This window comes from Rothia sp. HMSC069C01 (assembly GCF_001814655.1).
Lineage (GTDB): Bacteria > Actinomycetota > Actinomycetes > Actinomycetales > Micrococcaceae > Rothia > Rothia dentocariosa.
Genome location: NZ_KV817398.1, coordinates 49735 through 70583, shown reverse-complemented (window position 1 = coordinate 70583; position 20849 = coordinate 49735). Strand labels below are relative to the sequence as shown.

Genomic DNA, 20849 nt, shown 5'->3' with positions numbered 1-20849 from the left:
GCCCCACATATATGACCAGGATTTACCTGAGCGAACCAGCCTTACCTTTCTTCTTTCTCCTCATTTTCCTTGCCGTTTTGTACGGCCTTGGATGAAGGAGCAGCGGCACTTGGCGTTGCAGAAGGTACAGGAGCGTTGCCCAGCTGGCCCTGTTGACCTTGCTGCTGTTGATTCTGCTGCTGATTACCTTGCTGGCCCTGTTGACCTTGCTGCTGTTGATTCTGCTGCTGATTGCCCTGCTGGCGCTGGGTGTTGTTATTATTCGTCGACGGGGTAGTCGCACGCGGTGAGGCAGATGCGGTCGCCGCCGGGGCAGCCGCCACACGAATAGTAACAGTGCTGTTCTGGGCCACCAGAGTACCCGCAGCGGAGCTCTGAGAAATCACCGTATTCGGTGCCGCAGAGCTTGTCTGAACGGTCTCAATATTGGTGTTGAGCAGAACATCGGACGCGGTCAGAGCTTCAATAGCCTGATCCTTCGTCAGACCCACGAGCGAAGGAACCTTGACCTTACCGGAGGACAGCACCAGGTTTACGTTGCTGCCAGCCTCGATCGTGGTCTTACCGTCGGCATCGGTTTCAGCCTTCTCAGGCTCCAGAGAAACTACCATACCGGCGGGAACGGATGCGCTCTCAACGGTGCTGACGCGACCATCCTTAAGGCCGAGTTCCTTCAGGGCGTTGCGCACATAGGCTTCGCTCTGACCCTGCAGGTTATCGGGCAGGGTTACACGCTCGGGACCATTCGAGTAGGTTAGCGATACGGTAGAACCCTTAGCCGCCTTTGTGCCCTCGCCAGGGCTGACGCTAATAACATCGCCCTTCTTCACGTTCTCGGAGTATGCCCCGCGGCTCTCCACGGCAAAGCCAGCATTGCGCAACTGGTTCTCGGCATCGTCCTTCGACTGGTTCATCACGGTAGGAATAGCGACCTGCGGAACTTCATTGAGCTTGCCCTGGTAGTACAGGAACGAGCCGATACCCAGCAGAAGCGATGCTGCAATAGCAAGACCAACGAGGAAACGAACCCAGGTTCGCTTGCGGGGCTGCTCGGCGGGAAGGAACTCTTCCTCTTCAACAAATTCTTCTCCGCCGTACTCATCGTCATCGAAGAAACCGTTGAGATTCGCGTCTTCAACAGGAGTCGAAACCTGCGGCAGGGTCGTGGTGTAGGCATCGAAATCAACCTCACCCGTACCGGTTCCTGCCGCACCCGCCGCGGGAGCCTCAAGAGGCGCAAAAGCGGTGGTCATGGAGTCATCGGGAACCTGTTGCGGCATACCGCCGCCAACCTGCAGACCCGCTCCCTGACGGATCGCCTGCGAAAACTCATCGGCGGTCTGGTAGCGATCATCCGGGTTCTTGGCAAGACCTCGAAGAATAACTTCATCAAGCTCAGGGGGTACGCTCAGCGGACTAAAGGTACTCGGTGCGGCGGGAGTCTCGGTAAGATGCTTCGCCGCCAAATCGACGTTAGTTTCCGCATCGAAGGGGGAACGTCCAGCAACCATTTCATACAGTACGCATGCTGCCGAATAAAGGTCGCTTCTCGCGTCGACTTCTTTACCACTGACCTGCTCGGGAGACATGTAACGTGCGCTACCCATCACCACGTTGGCCTTTGTCAGAGCCTCGCCAGCCTCTTCAATAGCTCGGGCGATGCCGAAGTCCATCACCTTAATCTGACCCGGCTGCCCCTTCGCGGCGTCTTCCTCGGTTCGGGGAAGCACCATAATATTCGCGGGCTTAATATCGCGGTGGACAATACCCATCGAATGACTGTATTTTAGAGCGCTCAAAAGCTGCTCTGCGTACCCCACCGCATCACGCACGGGAATGTACCCGCCCGACGAAAGGACACTGCGCAGCGTCCTGCCATCAACGTATTCCATAACGATGTACGGGATCTTAGCCTCGTCATCGTCGGCGGCATCATCAACACCGTATCCGCTGTTGGGATCTGACGGGGAATAAGCGCCCGTGTCGTACACCGCAACGATACCGGGGTTGTTCAGGGATGCGACAGCCTCCGCCTCACGTTTAAACCGTGAACGGAAGGTTTTGTCTTGGGCCTGCTCCGGGCGCAGGATCTTCATCGCGACCTTACGACCGAGACGAGTATCCTCCGCCGCGTATACGGTAGCCATCGCACCGGTACCGATAACATCGAGTACCTTATAACGGCCATCTACCGTTTCAGGAACCAACAGGTCCATACGTTCTCCTGGGGTAAAAATAGTTTTTGATGTGAGTGGACTCAGACACTAACGCCCAGTACGAGGACTAGAAGAAGTCGACGCGCCTGAAGGCGTAGCTGCGGATGGCGACGAGTCAGAATCCGTCCTCGTACCTGAAGACTCATTAGCTACATACATCTCTACCTTACTAGGAACTGACACTTTAGTGCCAGAAGAAGGGCTGGTGCGCAGCACCGTACCGGGCTGTGCGGTGTCCGAATGCTCGAAGTGAAGGTTCACGTCAACACCAAGCGAGGTAATCGTCCGAGAAGCCTCTTCGTAGTTCTTCCCATCAACATTAGGTAGGGTCGCGCCCCTGGAACCGCTTGAATAACGCACGGTAATGGTGCTGCCTTCGTCTACCGAACCAGCCGGTGAAATCGACAGAACGGTGTTGGCTGGCTCTTCAGACTCAACACTTTCAGTCCTGGGCGAAAGACCCAGGTTTTTCAGGTCATTGACAACATCCTGAAGGGGGCGACCCTCGTAGCTGCGTGCCTGCAGGTTAATTTTCTGCTTCTGAGTGCTGCTCGCAGCCGAGGACTCCTCGCTCGGGGTGGCTACCGTGACGGTACCTTCCGCAGAGCTGGGTGTTGCCGAGCTGGTGGTATTCGGAGTGGGGGTTGCACGGCTATTTGCCGCCCAGACAGCCCAGAGGATACCGAGAATAAGCACTAGTGCCGCAACGATAGCGGCGATCCACACCCAGCTGCGTTTCTTCGGCCCCTGTTGTGACGTACGCGCGGCCGCAGCCTTCGACCCTGGCTCGGGAATCGGTGCCGTCGAAGGACCGGGCGTGAAGCGCGACCCAGATCCGAACTTCGGAGCAGCGGATGCCGAAATAGGCTCGGCGATTAGGGAGGTCTGGGCGGTATCCAGATTCTCCGGCAAGAATGCCTCCAGCGTGGGCACAGCCTTAATCGCCGCAGGAATATCGCGACGGCGAATAGCATCAATAGCAGACGCCAGCGCAGTAGCATCCTTAGGACGCTCCGCAGGATCCTTAGCAAGCAGGCACATAATCAAGGCGCGGGCGGGCGCCGGGATGCTCTCCGGCAGCGGTGGTGGCGGATCGTTCACCTGGGCTAGAGCAATCGCGATCTGTGATTCACCCGTGAACGGGCGGTGACCGACCAGGCACTCGTACCCGATAATACCCAGCGAGTACATATCGGAGGACGGGGTTGCAGGTTGACCGGTTGCCTGTTCGGGTGCCAAATACTGGGCTGTACCCATCACCTGACCGGTAGCGGTCAGCGGAACCTGGTTCGCAAGCCTAGCAATACCGAAGTCGGTAACCTTCACCCGGTCATCCGGGGTGATCATTAGGTTACCGGGTTTCACATCGCGGTGCACGAGTCCCTGAGCGTGCGCAGCAGCCAACGCGCGAGCCGTCTGCGCAATAAAGTTCAGGATGCGATCTGGCGGCAGCGTGCCGTCGCGCTCGATGATGCTCGACAGCGGCTCACCTGGAACCAGCTCCATCACCAGGTATGCAGAGTTATCCTCTTCACCGTAATCGAACATATTGGCAACGCCGGGGTGGTTCAGAAGCGCAGTATGGCGCGCCTCCGCACGGAAACGCTCCAAGAACCCGGGGTCACCCGTATACTCCTCTTTCAGGATTTTAACGGCGACGGTGCGTCCGAGAACCTTGTCGCGAGCTTTCCAGACCTCACCCATACCGCCGATAGCGATACGTTCGGTTAGGGTGTAGCGCCCGCCCAAGGTGATATCAGCCGAAGGCCTCACTTGTTCAACACCGCCTCAAAAAGTTGTTTACCTGCATTTGTCGAAAGCTGGGAACCGGTTGTTGCATCCATATCCTCATAGACCACCGCAATGGCGATCTGAGGATCATCGGCGGGTGCAAACCCGGTAAACCAAGAGTTATTCAAACCACCCGTAGTTTCTGCGGTACCGGTCTTACCAGCAACCTTATACCCGGGCACGCCTGCGTTACGGGCAATACCGTTATCCACAGAGTTCACCATCCATTGTTTCACCTGATCGGCGACTTTAGTAGAAGTTGAGGTGCGCAACTTCTCGGGTGAGAACTCGTAGAGCACGCTCAAGTTACTGGTTTTGACAGAACGAATCATATTGGGCTTCATCTGCACACCGCCGTTAGCGATCGCGGCAGAAGTCATCGCCACCTGCAGCGGGGTGGTGCGTACATCGTACTGACCCACGGATGCCTGCGCCAGCTGGCTCTGCGACATACCCTTCGGGAAGCTCGATTTAGCCACCGCCAGCGGAATCTTCAAATCCTGGCCATAACCAAAGTTTTCGGCAGTCCTGGAGATCCTATCTTCACCCAAATCCATTGCGATCTGCGCAAAAGGAGTGTTGCAGGACTGCGCCATAGCCCATTCAATCGTAGCCTTGGTGCGTCCTCCACACTGACCGCCCGCATAGTTCGGAAGCGACACATTGGTTCCCGGAAGGGGAAGCTGTGCGGGGTTATCGATCGTGGAGTTCGCATCATATTTGCCGGACTCCAAAGCTGCGACGGCATCAATAATCTTGAAGGTCGAGCCGGGCGAATAGGTGTTACCCGCAATAGCACGGTTGTAAAGCGGGTTATTCGGATTCGAGTTCAGTTCCTCATAGTTGCTGACTACCGTAGACCCATCGTGGGATGCGAGCGTATTCGGGTCATATGAGGGAGACGAGGCCATCGCCAAGATTTCGCCAGTCTTGGGGTTAATCGCCACAATAGAACCCTTACGGCCCTGAAGCAGGTTGTTAGCAAGCTCCTGAAGCTTGGAATCCACGGTGAGCTCGACGCTCGCACCGCGTGCCGAAGAACCCGAGAAGAGCTGAGCAACACGATCGTAGAACTGGCTGTCGGAAGTACCCGAAAGCTCCTTGTCCATAGCGGACTCGACACCGGTGGAACCGTACACTGACGAGAAATAACCCGTCAGCGCCGCATACTTTTCCGGCTCGGAGTACACGCGCTGATAGTTATACTCATCATCCGATTTCACTGACGAGGCGATTTCGGTTCCATCGACCACGATAGAGCCACGGTTGGCACCGTAGTTATCGTACAGAGAACGCGAGTTCCACGGGTTATCTTTGAGAGATTCGGTGTCGAAGAATTGGATATAGCTCAACGTACCCATGAGCAGGATAAAAACGCAACCTGCGGCCATCCACATGCGGCGAATTGCCCTATCCATTGCGGTCACCTCCTGCTTCTTGAGTTGAAATACGGGCGAGAACGCTGGTTGCGCCCTCAGATTCATAGCTGTAGTCTTCGTGGTCGATACTTTCGGGAACGTCGAACCCGACCACGACGTGAGGCGCTCGCGCGGTATGCGAAATCGAAAGCCACAACGCCACGATAATCCAGTTAGCCACCAGGGATGAACCACCGGCAGACATAAACGGTGTGGTCAAACCGGTCAGCGGAATTAACCGGGTTACACCGCCAACCACCACGAAGAGCTGAAGCACCATAACCGTGGAAAGGCCCGCCGCCAAGAGCTTGCCGAAACCGTCACGAGTGCCCAACGCCGCGCGGTACCCACGCGAGATGAGGATGAGGAACATCATCAAAATAGCGCCCAGGCCGATCAGACCGAGTTCCTCACCGAGAGAAGTAATAATCATGTCCGAGTTAGCGAACGGCACCAAAGAGGTAAGGCCCTGACCCCATCCACGGCCAAAGAGACCGCCGTAGGACAGACCGAAAATACCCTGAAGGATCTGACCGGAACCACCGCTGGAGGACATATAGACCTCGGGATCAAAGGCGTGCATCCAGCCATAGATACGGGCGTGCACGTGAGAAATGGAGTTGTAGGCGAAGTATCCGCCAACCACCACGCCGACACCGCCGACTACAAGCCAGGAAATCTTGCCGGTCGAGAGGTACAGCATCGCCATGAACAGCCCGAAGAACAGGATTGCAGAACCCAGATCCTTCTGGAAAACCAACACGCCGATGCTGACCATCCACGCCAAGAAAATTGGGGTCAAATCGCGCAGACGCGGCAGATTGATGGGTCCTAAACGCTTACCCGCTGTGAGAATCAAATCGCGGTGTGTGGACAGGTAGCCCGCAAAGAAGATTGCCAGGGTAATCTTGGCAATTTCGCCGGGCTGGAAGGTACGCCCGCCGAGCCTGATCCAAATCCGTGCGCCGTTGATTTCGGTACCAAGGCCGGGGATAAGCGGCATGATAAGCAGGATGAAGGAGAGCACCAGCGAAATATAGGTGATCTTACGCAGCACTCGATGATCCCGCAGGAAGTACAGCACAACGGAGCAGAGGATCATTGAGAAGCCTGTCCAGAACAGCTGGGACTCGCCCACTGGGGACTTCTGCATGGCGGGATCCTTATCGATGCGGAAAATCATCGCCAGCCCGATTCCGTTGAGCGCCACAACAAGCGGCAGAATAAACGGATCGGCGTAACGCGCCCGGAATTGAAGCACCAGATGCGCGATGAGCGCGCACACGCCCAGCACCACGGTACCTTGAATCCACGGGTTTTTCCCCATATCCCACGCCGTTTCGGGGTCAATCAGGTACATGGAAAATGAGCCGATGCCGACCGCAATTACGAGCAGAACAAGCTCAATCAGGCGACGCGAACGGGGTATGTGTGCATCACGCAATAGCCTAGCCACGATTACCACCTTCCGTTGCTGAAGTTTTTTGACCTGTCTGCGTGCCGGACGAAGCCGCACCGGAAGGCTGTGTATTCCGGTCATCCTGCAGATTCACCTGAGCCTGCATACGGTTTACGATAACCCGTGCATCGTCAAGATTATCCGCGTGAATCGTATTCTTCAAAAGCATGCGAGTATGCTCGGGCAGCTGTGAAGTTTCCACTTCGCTTTCCTCGACCACATGGGAGAGATGGATTGGCCCCAACGACTGCGGAACACCGTTATAGACGGCGACCTTACCGTTATTTTCACCAACGTAGTAGCGGCCCTCAACCCATTTCAGCCCGCTCCAACCCGCAATGAGCGCCAGCACAAGGATTACTGCCGCACTCACCAGCAGAATCGGACGCCGACGGCGTCGAATTGGATCCGACAGAAGCTCTTCAAGCTCGTCCGGCAGCTTTGCGGGTTCCTCGGTGCTCATCGGTACGCGCTGCGCCAACGAGGCCCGATGCTCCAGGGTGCGGCTCGTCACCGCCGGAATACGCCCGGTTTCTGTTGCCACGGCGGCGCTGCCCACCAGCTGATGCGGGCGAGAGCCAAGCTCGTGGCGCAAAATGGCGGCATTCGTGCGGGCGAAGTACACCGCATCCTGATCGCTTGCGTCGCCGTCGTGGGGGAAGGAATCCGTGAGGTCACGTGCGCGGCGGAACTTCTTGAGCGCGCGATCGTGATCGGACAGGCCCTCTTCGGCGTTTACTTCCTCGGTGATTTCCTCAAGCTCAGAGGTTGTCAGTGAGGTATCGATCTCGCCAGTCTCTGGCAGGGCAGAAGGACCTACAGGTTCGTCGGCAGGAAGTTCTTCGCGGTCAATAACCTGTACAACCACGACCGTCACGTTATCGGGTGCGCCGCCGTCGAGAGTCATCTGGATAAGAACGTCCGCGATCTCACCCAGATCATCGGTGGAACGCATGACGGCTTCGATCTCTTCATCAGAGACCACCGCCTCTAAACCATCGGAAGCAAGCACCCAGCGCTCACCGGGAATGGCTTCTAAAGTCTGCAGCTCAAGTTCGGGGGAGGCATCGACGTCGCCAAGCACGCGCATAATCACGTTGCGGTGCGGGTGATTCTCTGCCTCTTCGGGAGTGATGCGGCCCTCGTTGAGAAGACGCTGCACGAAGGTGTGATCGGTCGAAATCTGCTCGAAACCGCCGTCTTCATCGGCGCGTAAACGATAGGCTCGCGAGTCGCCAATATGGGCCATCTCGATCTTTTCGCCGTCCACCAGCAGAGCGGTGCAGGTGGTACCCATGCCCGCAAGGCGCTGATCACTGGTTGCCAGATCATTGATAATGGCGTTGGCACTTTGGATTTCGTCGGCGAGGTATATGCCGCCGGTACCGTCAAAGTCGGGGTGGTCCAAAGGGGTCAGGTTCAAAACGGCGGTAGCGGAAGCGACGTCACCACCGACGTGCCCGCCCATGCCGTCAGCAACAACAGCAAGATAACGCCCACCGTACCCGGAGTCGTCATTCTTGCTGCGTTTCACGCCCGTATCGGAACGGGCTTCAAAGCGAAAGGCTATCTTCAACGATTACCCCCTCAGCTGCATAGTCGTTCCGCCCACACGGAAATCGACACCCGGCTCAATAGCAGTAGCGCGGGTCAGCTTTTGGTTGTTTACGAATGTGCCGTTGGTTGAGCCCAAATCCTCCAAGAACCAGCGAGAACCCTGTGGGAACAGACGGGCATGGCGACCGGAGGCGTAATCGTCCTGCAACGAAACCTCAATATCATTGGCGCGACCGATAGTAACCGGGGAGTCACCCAACTGCATCATAGCTCCCGCCTGCACTCCCTTGGTGATCACCAAGCGGGAAGGACGTGCAGGAGGAGCTGCAATATGCTGCGGTTGCGGCTGCGAGTCTGCGGCAGATTCTACGGGTACGGAGCGGAAGTTCTTACCCAGCCCCAAATCGCGGCGGGCGGCTGCCACCACGAAAAACACAAAGAACCAGAGCAACCCCAAAAACGCAAAGCGCAGTATGGTTACAGTTAGCTCGGATGCCATTAACGTATACCTCCAGAGGCAATTGAGCGGAAGAGAACTCGGGCTCCGCCCAACTGTAACACCGCTCCATCTTGGAGAACGGTGGGGGTTTTCAGCGGAAAACCATTCAGCCGGGTTCCATTGGTTGAGCCCAAGTCGGTGGCAACATAGTTGCCTCCCTGGCGGGAAATCTGTAGGTGGCGGCGCGAAATACCCTTGTCAGCCAGACGCACGGATGCATCGGAACCGCGACCGATGACGAGAGGTGCCCCAGAAAGCTCATACCGCTGCCCGTTAATATCCACAAAAGCATGATGCGCCGCAGCACGTTGCTGCTGCGGAGGGTTCTGCGGGGAACGCGGTTTCGGCGCGGACGCGGCAGGTGCCTGCTGTTGCTGCTGCTGAGGCTGTTCCGTGCGGCGCGGCGGAGTAGCCCGCGGTTTTGTAATTCTGGTCGGCAGACCGGTATCACGAGCCGGGGCAACAGGGGCGTAGTCGGAGGCGCCGTGGGCGGCACCGGCGGGAGGAACATAGTTCGTCGCACCCGAGGGCGGAGCCTGGAACGCCTCAAAACTGGGCACAACCTCGAACTCGTCGGCTTCGAGATCGGCAATAGGGCTGAAGGTAATACGTACAGCCCCAATCAGTGAATACCCCTGCGCACGCGCATGCGAAATAGCAAGATTGCACAGCTCAACCGCGAATGGGTTGCCCCACTCCCGCACGCGCGAAAAATCGGCGCTCGAAAAGCGAACGTTGAAGATATTTGGTGCCATCGTGTGACCGCCCTGGTCTACATATGAGGCATCATCCATCGACGTGCGAATACGGTTAGCTACATCAGCCTTTGCGAAGGTGCCAAAGCCTTTGGAAAAGCCGACGGTACGACCGATGCCTTGCTCCAGTCGTTCCAACTTATCAAATAACTTCATTGCCTCCTCCTTTATGGCTCGGGCCGGATGTCACCCCTGGCATCCCGTGGTTGGGAACCCGAAGGGTTCAGTCTAGCTTTTGTAGCTGTGCATTTGCTGTGTTAGGTGTGAGTGCACACACCCAACTCTATTCTAGGGGATAGTGTGACCACCATGCCGATAATATACTTTTTACTCGTAAAATATAGACTCGAAAACCCCAAATGTTGCCGACACAACAAAAAATCCCCGGCTCATCAGAACCGGGGATTGCTGGTGCGCGAGGGGGGAGTTGAACCCCCACGCCCTCACGGGCACACGGACCTGAACCGTGCGCGTCTGCCTATTCCGCCACTCGCGCAAGTGTCATACGACTCAAAGAGCCGCAGGCAACATATAGAACTATACAGGCTCCGTAACAGACCGTCCACTTCGGTATTCGTGAACTTACTCACCGAAGGTTGAAATTGTCATAGGATATGTTATCTTCCTTCGTCGTGAGGGTTCGAGGCGGTATCGGTCTGGTCTGCGGCGGTCGCATCCTTTTTCTCGCGATGCACGCGCAAAAACCACGCCAGTGCACCAAAATAGGGGAGCACCAGAATGAACAGAAGCCACTTGAGCTTCTGAATCTCGTTGAAGTAGGGGCTGCGATGCACCGTAAAAATGCAGTACAGCACCGAAGCAATCCAGATAAAAATCAGGGCAAGCACCGTGTACTGGTAGAGTGCCTGCGCCGTCGGATTCTGAAAAAGCACGAGAGGAAACACCGAAAAACCTAAAGTCAGCACGTCTTTAGTATGCCAGAGGATACGCCAAGCGCCCGAGAACATAAAATTTATGTCCTCGGGCGCTGCAGGGAGAGTTATCTAGGTGAAACGTTATACATTCGCAGCCTTTTGGGCGCGTTTGGCCGCAGCCGCCGCATCACGCTCAGCCCAGAACTCTCGGGTGGTCACCTCATCGGTGCCGTCCCAGGCCGCAAGATTCTTAATCTCAGGCATATCGGATGCCTTGAAAATAGGCTCCACACCGGATTTGCGCTGCCGCTCGTAGTTCTTGAGCACCGCAACGACCTTCGGCGAAAGCCACACCACTGCAATCAGGTTCACAATCACCATGCCCGCGTTGAGCATATCCGCCGTGGTCCACACCAGCTCCAGCGATGCGATTGCCCCGAAGAATACGAAGCCCAGCACCACCAGACGGAACACAGTTAACGCCCCGGGCTTCTCAGTCACGAAGCGAATATTCGATTCGCCATAATAGTAGTTGCCGATGACCGAGGAGAAGGCGAAGAGGAAAATCGCGATGGTTAGGAAGTGGGTGGCCCAGGTGCCGAGCTGGTGGGCAAGCGCATCCTGAGTCAGTCCAGCGCCGCGGGTCTTATTGCCATAGGTTGGGTTTGACAAAAGCACGATAAACGCGGTGACCGAGCAGACCAACATCGTATCGAAATACACGCCCAAAGCCTGTACGTAGCCCTGCTTTGCGGGGTGCGAAATAGTTGCGGTTGCACCCGCGTTCGGGGCGGTACCCATGCCGGCCTCGTTCGAGAGCAGACCGCGCTTCATGCCCCAAATAACGGCGCCCATCGTGCCGCCCACTACGAACTCGCGCAGACCGAAAGCACCCTGGAAAATCATGAGCAGAACGTTCGGGATTTCGCCCACATTGAGCGCAACCACTAACAGTCCCAGCAGCATGTACAGAACCGCCATGAACGGCACCATATACTCGGTGACCGTAGAAATGGTGCGGATACCGCCGAAGATAATCGCAGCCGTCAGTGCGGCAACGAAAAAGCCTACCACGATGCGGAAACCCATATTCTCGGTACCGGAAATACCGATATTCAGGGAGTTCGCACCAGCTTCCACGATCGCATTGGTTTGTACCGCGCAGAACACAAAACTATAGGTGAGCACGATAAAGCCCACGAAAATCAGGCCCAGCCAGCGTGCATTCAGGCCACGCTGCATATAGTAGGCAGGACCGCCAATATAGGAATCCTTGCCGCGCTCCTTATACAGCTGACCCAGCAGGGATTCGGCAAAAGCGGATGCGCCGCCCACGGCAGCAATGACCCACATCCAAAACACCGCGCCGGGACCACCCATTGCAATAGCGATCGCTACGCCAGCAATATTGCCGGTGCCCACGCGGGATGCCGCCGAAACGGTGAACGCGCGGAATGAGGAAATGCTCTTGCTCCCATCGGCCTCGTGACCGGACGGGTCGGTGAGTACGCGCAGCATCTCGGGTAGGGAACGCCACTGTACGGCGCGGGTGCGGATCGTCAAGAACAGGCCCACGACAATCAAGGCAACGAACAGAAAGTTTTCCCATATCCAGCTTTGAATGCTGTCAACCACGCTGGTGGCGCCAGCGGTGGAGGCGTTAATGTCCTGAATAAAATTTACAAGTGAGTCCACAGGTTTTCTCTTTCGTCACGGCATAGAAGCGTAATAGGGATAGCAACTATGCGGGCATGAAGGCGCGAAGGTGCAAACCGGGTAGACCGCACGCCAGGGAAAGAAATTCCCTTTAGAAATTACAGGTACTTATTGTTCCGTTGATGAAGGGTTTACGGCAATCTCATTGGGGGTCTTGTCCACATTTGTAACGAATAATTAATATAGCCGGAACACGGGTGATACTCCGTTTGACAAGCAAAAACATCAAAAAGTTATGACTGAACCACAATTCATATCAAACATCGTTTAATAGACATAAAAACACTCTCTAGTGGAGAAAATGAATCTTTGACTACATGCTACTTCACGGGTTTAACAAACGGGAAAGAAAGCACCCCGCGAATCTGGGTCTGCGCCATGAGCATCGCCAAGCGATCAATGCCGATGCCCAACCCGCCCGTCGGGACAAGCCCGGTCTCAAGGGCGTACAGAAAATCCTCATCAATCTGCATGGCTTCCGGGTCTCCCGCTGCAGCCTTGAGAGACTGCTCGGTCAGGCGGCGGCGCTGTTCTAAAGCATCCGTCATCTCGGAATAGGCGGTTCCCATCTCCATACCGTTAATCACCAAATCCCAGCGTTCCACCAAGTGCGGCTTGGTGCGATGCGCACCCGCCAGGGGAGAGGTCTCCACCGGAAAATCCGTATAAAACGTGGGGAACACAGTTTTTGCCTCTACCAGCTCGCCGTAAAGCTCCTCAAGAATGGCGCCCGCGCCCATGTCATCACGCACATGAATCTGATGCTCATGCGCCAGCTCAAGCAAAGTCTCAAAATCTGTTTCACTCGAAATATCGCGCCCCAGCGCACGCGAAAGGGCCTCGCATACCGAAACTGCCCGCCACTCACCCGAGACATCCGTGAGAGTACGCTCGGTACTGCCCTTCTCGCCCAGCGGAAGTACCTCAGAACCATAGACGGCCCGGGCGGCATTCTTGATGAGCGTTTCGGTAAGCTTGCGCATGACCGTGTAATCTGCGTAAGGCTTATAAGCCTCCAACACCGTGAACTCCGGGTTATGGGTGGCATCCGCGCCTTCGTTGCGAAAATCCCGCCCTAACTCATAAACAGCGCCCAAACCGCCAACCACCAGGCGTTTAAGATACAGCTCAGGCGCAATGCGAAGCGTCAAATCCGCACCATAGGCGTTAATAAAGGTTTTGAAGGGGCGTGCGCTCGCACCGCCATGAATAGTATTCAGAATCGGGGTCTCAACCTCGGTGAACCCTGCATCATCGAGCGTGCGGCGAATGGCAGTGATCAGTGAGGAGCGCATCCGAAGGTTTTCAAGCTGCTGCGGATGCACCAACAGGTCGGTCGAGCGTTTGCGGATGCGCGCCTCCGGATCATTCAACGCCCCGTACGGAATGGGGTGCAGACACTTCGCCGCCATCTGCCAGCCGTGCACAATGACAGATGCGGTCCCGGTGCGGCTGGCCCCCGCCGTGCCGGTCACAAGCAGAATATCGCCCGTATCAACGGCGGATTTGAGAAGCCGAAACTCGCGCTCGCTCACAAGGCTGCGCTCGGCAATAATCTGTACCTGTTTGCCTTCCTCAGACAGGGTCAGGAAGATAACCCCGCCGTGGTTGCGGATAAACCGCACCCTGCCCGATAGGGTAAACTCCCCGCTTGGAAGCGTATGGTCACTCAGCCCATCGTGCACCTGCACCGTCGAATACTCGCATGTAGCCCCCAGTGGGTACGGGTTCATACCGGCATCCCGAAGCATCTGCAGGTGACGAATACGGTGCTTGGTCTGATCGCTGAAGCGGTGTTCGGGGGCCTGCGCCTCGCCCGGATGCATACGCTCGATCTCGTGAACTCGCGCGATCTGGTCTTCAGTCAGGCGGTGCACTTCATGGCGCTGTTTACGTGCCGAAAAATCGGGCAGGAAGCCCTCGGCAACCCCAGCCGCCGCCGCAACGTTCAGGAAGGCCAGCGTCGGTTCCGCAACCATATAGCGTGGCATCCACTCCGGGGCGAACTTGAGGTTGAAGCGGTACAGTCTCTCCAACTGAAGGAACCTGTCTAAAACCCCCAACGACCGAGAAGCGAACCTGCTCCAAGCATTAGCACCGAACTGATCTGCGTTCTCATACACATGGCGGAACATAGCAAAGTTCAGTGAAACACGCGTGATGCCGTAGTCGGGGGCATCCTCCATAAGCTGGGCAACCATATATTCCACGATGCCGTTGGGGCTGTCAGGGGAGCGGCGCATCACATCCAGCGATATGCCGGTGCGGCCCCACGGCACGAATGAAAGGAGGGCAACCATTGTGCCAGCAGAATCATGCGCCGAAACAAGCAGATTGCGACCGTCTGCGGGGTCTGAGAGCCTGTTGAGCGCCATCGAGAACCCGCGCTCAACCTTGCCGTGACGCCAAGCGTTTACGTTATTTTCCACCTCGTGCAGCTGCTCGGGTGAAAGCTCACGATGTCTGCAGATTTTCAGCGTGTAACCGGCCTTACGAACCCGCTGGTGGGCGTGGCGTACCTCCGTAAGCGAGGTATTGTTCAGGCTAAAACGTGAGACCTCTAGAATGGCTTCGTCCCCCATGCGGATTACGCCCAGTCCCCGGCGTGCGAAAGCTCTGGCGCCGTCTTCGCTCACGCTGATGGCGGCGGGAATCCACCCGTAGCGGCGCACCTGGTGCATCCACCGGTCGATTGCGGAACCCCAGGACGCCGGATCGCCCACCGGGTCGCTGGACGCCAAACATACAGAGCCCACTTGCCTGTAGGTGACAGCGGCGCGCATATCCGCCGAGAAAATCACCTGCTTATCGCGGCGTGTTGCAAAGTACGAGAGTGAATCGTTTCCGCCATACTCCTGTAAAAGTTCGCGCAGGCGCAATTCCCGATCGGCAGTCCAGGTATTGGGGACACGGTACCCCCGCACCACCACATACACCGCGATCAGTGCAAAAATTCCGTAGAACACGGATGCCGCTCCCACCACCGTGGCGCCCGGGTTTGCACCCTTGAGTTCGGGAAAACTATCGAGCCCTAACCCCTGTTTGAGCAGGTGGGGAACCGTAACCCCCGGCACGTGATGCCCAAAGTACCAGGCCAGCAGGGTTGTCACCGTTAGCCCGCCGAGGAAGACCATGCTCGCCAATACCCATGAAATTCGGCCTATATGCGCCGGGAAAGCAGAGCGTGCCAGGATGAGAAGCGGAATAAAGATAGCCGCCACAATAATAGCTACGGTGTCGAGTGTGGAGGAGAAAAATTCTTCGCTCGGCATCACGTTATCGGGGAAGAAGAGCAGAAGCGCACTTCGTGTTCCGATGAGGATGCCGATGACTTGAAAGAAGATGACGGCGTAGAGGGCGGCTCGTTTACGGGTAATCAGAGCGGATGTCATGACCACCATGATGACCGCGCTCACCAGCGTATGACTTGATGGGATGTTGAGCAGGCTCGCGGTGATTTCCCACCAGGTGAACCCGTGACCCCTGCGAAGCGGGGAAATAATCCAGGTGAAAAGTGTCAGAATTGTTGCGATTGAGTAGATACCGATAACCCAGCGGGCGATGATTTCCGCATAGCGTGATGTCGTGTGATGGGCGTCTGCGCCCCGCTTCTGATGTGCCATAAAACGTTCTCCACCAATCACTCGGTACATTTCATTCTACGGACATGCCGTGTGTATGCGTAGAATCTGAGGACGTAAGACAGCGCACCATTGGGGTGGAGGTCGAAAGCGCTGCCAGGGGTCGCCATGCAAGGAGTGCTTTGAATGCCATATGGCATATGCGGTAAGACTCCCCGCCATCGATATATTCCAAAAATAGAATATATCTGAAAGGGTGCAGCATGGTCAGAGGTGTTGGGTTGGATGTTTAGAAAAAAGCTCTCAAACCTGCGAAATATCAACTATATTCTGGAATGAGAATATAAAAATCCGGTGGTGATTCTTAGGGGTGTCACCACCGGATTCTTAATAGTAGAGCAGGGTATTCACCGATGTCTCTCCACCGAAGACAGACCGTCTAGGATTGTGATTTACGCTGCTGGAACACGTCCGGAATGCCATCCATATCGGCATCCACGCTCTCCTTTTCCGCCAGTAAACGGTAGTGCTTATTACGGCGGGAGAGAATCAGAGCACCCAGAATTGCGGCGGCTACTGAACCGAAGAGAATAGCAATTTTGGCGTCTTCACCGTGCGGTGACCCACCGGTGAATGACAGTTCTGCCACCAGAAGCGATACGGTAAAGCCGATACCGCCGGTAACCGCAAGACCTATGACGTCAATCCACTGCACATCCGGGTCTAGGTTGGCGTGCCTGAACCTGGTAACCAGCCAGGTGGTTCCCGTAATACCGATGGTCTTGCCGAAAACTAGGGCGAACATAATACCCAGGGAGACTGAGTCGGTGAGGGCCCGCGTAAGACCGTCAAAACCGCCCATAGCAACACCGGCGCTAAAGAAGGCGAAGACCGGCACGCAGATACCCGTGGAAAGCGGGCGAAAACGATGCTCGAAAACTTCGGCGAGACCTGCATCTGCACCCGCAGCTTCGGTACGTTTATTGAATTTAACCGGAACGCAGAAACCAAGCACCACGCCGGCAATAGTTGCGTGAATACCGGATTCAAGGAAAAGCGCCCACGTGATAAAGCCCAGGGGCAGAAGCAGAATCCACGCTGCGGCGGGCTTGAGGTGCAGCATTTTTTCGCCACGATAGGCGATAAAGGCGAACAGCGAGATAGGGATGATCGCAAGGAGCAGGTATTCGCCATGGAATGTGCCGGTGTAGAAGATTGCAATAATGCAGATAGCGATCAGGTCATCAACCACTGCCAGGGTAAGAAGGAAGATGCGCATCGCCGAGGGCAGGAACGTGCCCACGCCCGCCAATACGGCAACCGCGAAGGCAATGTCGGTTGCCGTGGGAATAGCCCAGCCATGTATAGCGGTGGGGCTGCTGAAGTTGATAGCGGTGTAGATGATGGCGGGGGTTATCACGCCGCCGAAAGCCGCTGCGATGGGAACGATCGCGGTTGCCGGTGATTTGAGGTCACCGATAGCGAACTCTTTTTTGAGTTCAAGACCGGTCAGGAAGAAGAATATTGCCAAGAGACCGTCTGCCGCCCAGGTGCCTATCTTCATGTGAAGGTGGTGAAACCCTGGAACTTCGGGACCTATAACGGTATCGCGCACCCCGAAATAAATATCTGCCAGTGGGGTATTGGCAAGAACTACCGCGAGGACGGTCGCCACCAGCAGGATGCTGCCGCCCACGGACTCCGTGCGCAAAATATCTGCAACTCGCTTAGAGTTGCTGTAGGATCCGCGGCTGAAAACTGTATTTTCTGAGTTCGGTGTCTGTGATTGGGTCATATTCTCTGTAGTTGTCCTCCGGATAGGAATAATTCTTACTATTCTAACGCTCCTACCTAGGAGATGGTATTTTTTGCTTCTATAGGTATAAATATACTTAACCAATATATGCCATTTTGGGCATATATTCTATAACGTAAGCGAAATTTCAGGGTCAATATAAATATTCTCGCCCCTGCCGTAAGATCGACTCGGAGCGAGAATATAAAAATTATGCAATTATGAGGTGTGAGGCACCTTAGGACCCTGCAACGGCAGGAGCGGAGCTGTCTTCGCCGTGCGACTCATCGAGCTCACGAGCCACATAGTTTTCGATGTCGAAGAGGTTTCCGTTTGCACGCTTCACAATGGTGACGAGAGTTTCCATTGATGCGACTTCCTCAACCTGTTCCTTCAGGAACCAGAGGATGAACTGCTCACCCAGAGCATAGTTTTCGTTGCGTGCTGCGGAGAAAAGAGCCTCGATCTGACCGGTGACTTCCTTTTCCTGCGCTAGGGAAAGATCCACGATTTCCTGAACATCCTTAAAATCATTCTTGACGTTCGGAACTGCGGGAATCTCAACCTTGTGGCCGCGATCCAGCTTGTACTGAACCATCATGAGGGCGTGCCCGCGCTCCTCCAAAGACTGGCGGTAGAAGTAACGCGCCAACTGGGGAAGGTCCTCACCATCAAGCCAAATCGCCATTGAAAGGTATTGGTGGGATGCGGCAAACTCGTGACCGATCTGTTCGTTGAGCAGATCGTAGAAGGACTTAGACATAACTTTTCTCTCCTTGAAATTAGGGTGTGTGTTCTATTTGCGTAGGATACAGTGCAACGCTGTCGAACCCATCATAGAGGGCCGAATCAGCACTGTATAGAGAGAAAAGGCTAATCTGGAGGCGTATTTAGGGGTTCCTGAGCTCGGTCTATCACACCAATAACAGAACCGTTATGATGTGCTCGCAAGCCTCGGAAAATCCGGGTGTATTCGTTCGTGCAGGCTTAGGCGGGGTAACTTCCGCGCCGCAAACTCGACGATGAAATAAGTTTAGAAGGCGTATCGCCCAGAATGCTTTCGCCGATATTAGCTAAAGCACGCACCTGATCTTCCGTGAGGTGGTCGAAAATCTCGTGACGTACCTGTGCTACGTGACCGGGTGCCGCATCCTGAAGCTTCTGCAAACCCTGAGGAAGCAGATGGCAAATGCTGACGCGGCGGTCTTCGGCGCTGAGTGACCGGGACACGTACCCGTCTTTCTCCAGTCTGGCGACCACGCGCGAAAGACGCGCCGGCAGAGTGTTTGTGGCCAGCGCCAGCTGCGTCATTGTTAACTCGTGATCCTCTGACTCTGAGAGTCCAACAAGTACCATGTACTCGACATAGCTCAAATCGGCATCCTGCTGAAGCTGATTATCGAGCTGCCGTGTGAGGTTGAAGATGATCGAGCTGATAAACAGCCATCCCTCACGTTCTTCTTCATTTAGCCATTTGGGCTCCGCCTTCTCTGGAAGATCGCCAGAGACGGTGGTTGCTTGTTTGGGCATGAGTGCTCCTCCTCGCACCTCCAGCTTTTAAACTGAGCGCATATATAAGGTGTGTAAAGTTCATTGTACTTGTTAAGACAGCAAACCCTCAGATATTGCTCAAAACTTGGTATGTCTTTCCTTAAAGTACACACTGACGGCACAAATTTGTCCGAAATACGTCACACCATTGTCGGCGTGTCTTCGGCAATATGCCCGGGAAATAGCGCTTCCCGAATGAAATCATTGTAATGATTACCTGTAAAAAATACTTGATAATTCAAGGTTTTACACGTAAAGAAGGTAAAATTTTGAGGCTACTTAGGTAGTACTCGCCAGGAATATTACAAAATGATTAAAAAAATTTGGGAAAAAATACCATTTGGGTTTGCACATGATAAATAAGCGTGTACACTGGTATGCATAACGGGGTCGAAAAAGAAGCCCGCGGGGCGAGACCGGAAGCTCAAACCGACAGGGTTCGACTCTCTATTTATCGGTGATTGTCGTCGGTGTGCAGGTAACCTGCATTTCTACCGGCGGTTGTGCGGTGCGGGTACTGTTCGTGGTTGGGCGGTTCCCGCGCCGTTCTTTTTAAGAAGACCCTACGTGCCTCGCCCACACTAGCAAGAATGCCTTATAGGTGGGCAAGCGCACATCAAAAGGGTTGCGCGACGTCTATGCTCGCTACTTCCCCGGTATTTCGGGGGTTTTCTATTAATTTTTCCCCCGACGGTCACGGTCTAGGGGGATTTTTCATGCCTTTCTGCACGGCGTGGTGCATGGTGGGCTGTGCGGATCGCACACAGTACGCCAGATCCATACCTTAATACCCCATCAGAGCAGGATGCGCCCGTCGTGTCGCGTTCCTACGCATTCTGACATTCACAGGGTGAAGGCACCTCTCTCACGACGCGGAACGACAGGGGCAATGTATGTGTGTTCTAAGGGAGGGGCGCGGCTGATATAACCCCACCTGGAATCCTCCCGAGGTTTTATCCACAGTACTTTTCCACACTGTGGAGAACTTACACGACTGTTATTAGGGAATCTGGCTCACACACGCATTACGCCCACTGTGTCTTAGAACGCGCCCGTTAATCCCTGCAAATACGCGAAAATAACCCTGCTATGAAAATCTTCGGTAGGCGCATCCAGAATTTTGAGGATGTCGAGACAAGTTTTAAACAGATACTTTCCACACCTGTGGAAAACTTTGTGAACAATTTCCACCGGTCATTATCCACAGAATAGGTTGTGCATTATGCACACACTAAATTCTGCTTGTGAAAACTATATGCGGTACTAGCGTGTGAGTTTTTATGGGCGAAAAGACGCTAAAACACAGCGAATACGGTAAAAATTACACGTAACATAACGACACTAATTTTCGGCTTTTGGCGTCATAAATCGTCGCTATCTATGCGCGACAGAGAATATCATTATGGGTTATCCACAAAGTTTATCCACAGCGTGGATAACTTACATACCTGTTATTTGCGGGTCTGAACCCCGCAAAAATCCGGCAAATACTCCGAAATCGTGATGAATTTGAAATAAAATCCACGGGTTTATCCACCCCTGTGGAAAACTTTCTCCACCCTATGCACAGCAATGCACAGCATCCCCGCACAATGCCCAGAACCCACTGAACTCGCAGGCAAACGCTGGTAACCTT

The 20849-nt window shown here is 55.0% G+C and carries 13 protein-coding genes and 1 tRNA gene; all 14 read right to left on the bottom strand.

Features of this window, described 5'->3' with window-relative positions:
* Nucleotides 1-41 precede the first annotated feature (41 nt).
* A complete protein-coding gene (pknB, locus tag HMPREF2981_RS06665) occupies nt 42-2216 on the bottom strand; it encodes a Stk1 family PASTA domain-containing Ser/Thr kinase (protein WP_070661825.1) in 2175 nt (724 codons plus the stop codon).
* A gap of 48 nt (nt 2217-2264) precedes the next feature.
* The gene (locus HMPREF2981_RS06660) at nt 2265-3989 is read right to left on the bottom strand and encodes a protein kinase domain-containing protein (protein WP_048780284.1); all 1725 of its coding nucleotides are present in this window, start codon (nt 3987-3989) and stop codon (nt 2265-2267) included.
* Nucleotides 3986-5425 (bottom strand): peptidoglycan D,D-transpeptidase FtsI family protein, encoded by a 1440-nt coding sequence (locus tag HMPREF2981_RS06655; RefSeq protein ID WP_004006318.1) that lies wholly within the window; start codon nt 5423-5425, stop codon nt 3986-3988. The genes HMPREF2981_RS06660 and HMPREF2981_RS06655 overlap by 4 nt, the downstream gene beginning before the upstream one ends.
* Entirely contained in the window at nt 5418-6890 is a 1473-nt protein-coding gene (locus tag HMPREF2981_RS06650; protein ID WP_179918966.1) for an FtsW/RodA/SpoVE family cell cycle protein, read from the bottom strand. The genes HMPREF2981_RS06655 and HMPREF2981_RS06650 overlap by 8 nt, the downstream gene beginning before the upstream one ends.
* Complete coding sequence (locus HMPREF2981_RS06645) at nt 6874-8460, bottom strand: PP2C family protein-serine/threonine phosphatase (RefSeq protein ID WP_070661823.1); 1587 nt, start codon at nt 8458-8460, stop codon at nt 6874-6876. Before HMPREF2981_RS06645 ends, HMPREF2981_RS06650 begins: the two co-directional genes overlap by 17 nt.
* 3 nt (nt 8461-8463) lie before the next feature.
* On the bottom strand, nt 8464-8940 hold the full coding sequence (locus HMPREF2981_RS06640) for an FHA domain-containing protein FhaB/FipA (RefSeq protein ID WP_004006321.1): 477 nt from the start codon (nt 8938-8940) through the stop codon (nt 8464-8466).
* Entirely contained in the window at nt 8940-9851 is a 912-nt protein-coding gene (locus HMPREF2981_RS06635; protein ID WP_048751104.1) for an FhaA domain-containing protein, read from the bottom strand. The genes HMPREF2981_RS06640 and HMPREF2981_RS06635 overlap by 1 nt, the downstream gene beginning before the upstream one ends.
* Before the next feature lie 253 nt (nt 9852-10104).
* Nucleotides 10105-10191, bottom strand: a tRNA-Leu gene (locus tag HMPREF2981_RS06630).
* 121 nt (nt 10192-10312) lie between these two features.
* Nucleotides 10313-10663 carry a PLD nuclease N-terminal domain-containing protein gene (locus HMPREF2981_RS06625; protein WP_070661820.1) on the bottom strand — a complete coding sequence of 117 codons (351 nt, stop codon included), beginning with the start codon at nt 10661-10663 and terminating at the stop codon, nt 10313-10315.
* Nucleotides 10664-10711: 48 nt separating this feature from the next.
* Nucleotides 10712-12265, bottom strand: coding sequence for an alanine/glycine:cation symporter family protein (locus HMPREF2981_RS06620; protein WP_070661817.1), 1554 nt, complete (start codon nt 12263-12265; stop codon nt 10712-10714).
* A 341-nt stretch (nt 12266-12606) separates the two neighbouring features.
* Complete coding sequence (gene lysX / locus HMPREF2981_RS06615) at nt 12607-15909, bottom strand: bifunctional lysylphosphatidylglycerol synthetase/lysine--tRNA ligase LysX (protein WP_246825358.1); 3303 nt, start codon at nt 15907-15909, stop codon at nt 12607-12609.
* Between the two features lie 397 nt (nt 15910-16306).
* Nucleotides 16307-17662: a Na+/H+ antiporter NhaA gene (gene nhaA / locus HMPREF2981_RS06610; protein ID WP_070661814.1), complete on the bottom strand. Its 1356-nt coding sequence runs from the start codon at nt 17660-17662 to the stop codon at nt 16307-16309.
* 238 nt (nt 17663-17900) lie between these two features.
* On the bottom strand, nt 17901-18425 hold the full coding sequence (locus tag HMPREF2981_RS06605) for a ferritin (RefSeq protein ID WP_004006327.1): 525 nt from the start codon (nt 18423-18425) through the stop codon (nt 17901-17903).
* A 224-nt stretch (nt 18426-18649) separates the two neighbouring features.
* Nucleotides 18650-19192 carry a MarR family winged helix-turn-helix transcriptional regulator gene (locus HMPREF2981_RS06600; RefSeq protein ID WP_070619724.1) on the bottom strand — a complete coding sequence of 181 codons (543 nt, stop codon included), beginning with the start codon at nt 19190-19192 and terminating at the stop codon, nt 18650-18652.
* Between the last annotated feature and the right edge of the window lie 1657 nt (nt 19193-20849).

What these genes read in the sequence shown, in the direction of transcription:
- pknB (WP_070661825.1), bottom strand. Translation starts at nt 2,216, where the DNA reads ATGGACCTGTTGGTTCCTGAAACGGTAGATGGCCGTTATAAGGTACTC.
- HMPREF2981_RS06655 (WP_004006318.1), bottom strand. Translation starts at nt 5,425, where the DNA reads ATGGATAGGGCAATTCGCCGCATGTGGATGGCCGCAGGTTGCGTTTTT.
- HMPREF2981_RS06640 (WP_004006321.1), bottom strand. Translation starts at nt 8,940, where the DNA reads ATGGCATCCGAGCTAACTGTAACCATACTGCGCTTTGCGTTTTTGGGG.
- HMPREF2981_RS06635 (WP_048751104.1), bottom strand. Translation starts at nt 9,851, where the DNA reads ATGAAGTTATTTGATAAGTTGGAACGACTGGAGCAAGGCATCGGTCGT.
- HMPREF2981_RS06625 (WP_070661820.1), bottom strand. Translation starts at nt 10,663, where the DNA reads ATGTTCTCGGGCGCTTGGCGTATCCTCTGGCATACTAAAGACGTGCTG.
- lysX (WP_246825358.1), bottom strand. Translation starts at nt 15,909, where the DNA reads ATGGCACATCAGAAGCGGGGCGCAGACGCCCATCACACGACATCACGC.
- nhaA (WP_070661814.1), bottom strand. Translation starts at nt 17,662, where the DNA reads ATGACCCAATCACAGACACCGAACTCAGAAAATACAGTTTTCAGCCGC.
- HMPREF2981_RS06605 (WP_004006327.1), bottom strand. Translation starts at nt 18,425, where the DNA reads ATGTCTAAGTCCTTCTACGATCTGCTCAACGAACAGATCGGTCACGAG.
- HMPREF2981_RS06600 (WP_070619724.1), bottom strand. Translation starts at nt 19,192, where the DNA reads ATGCCCAAACAAGCAACCACCGTCTCTGGCGATCTTCCAGAGAAGGCG.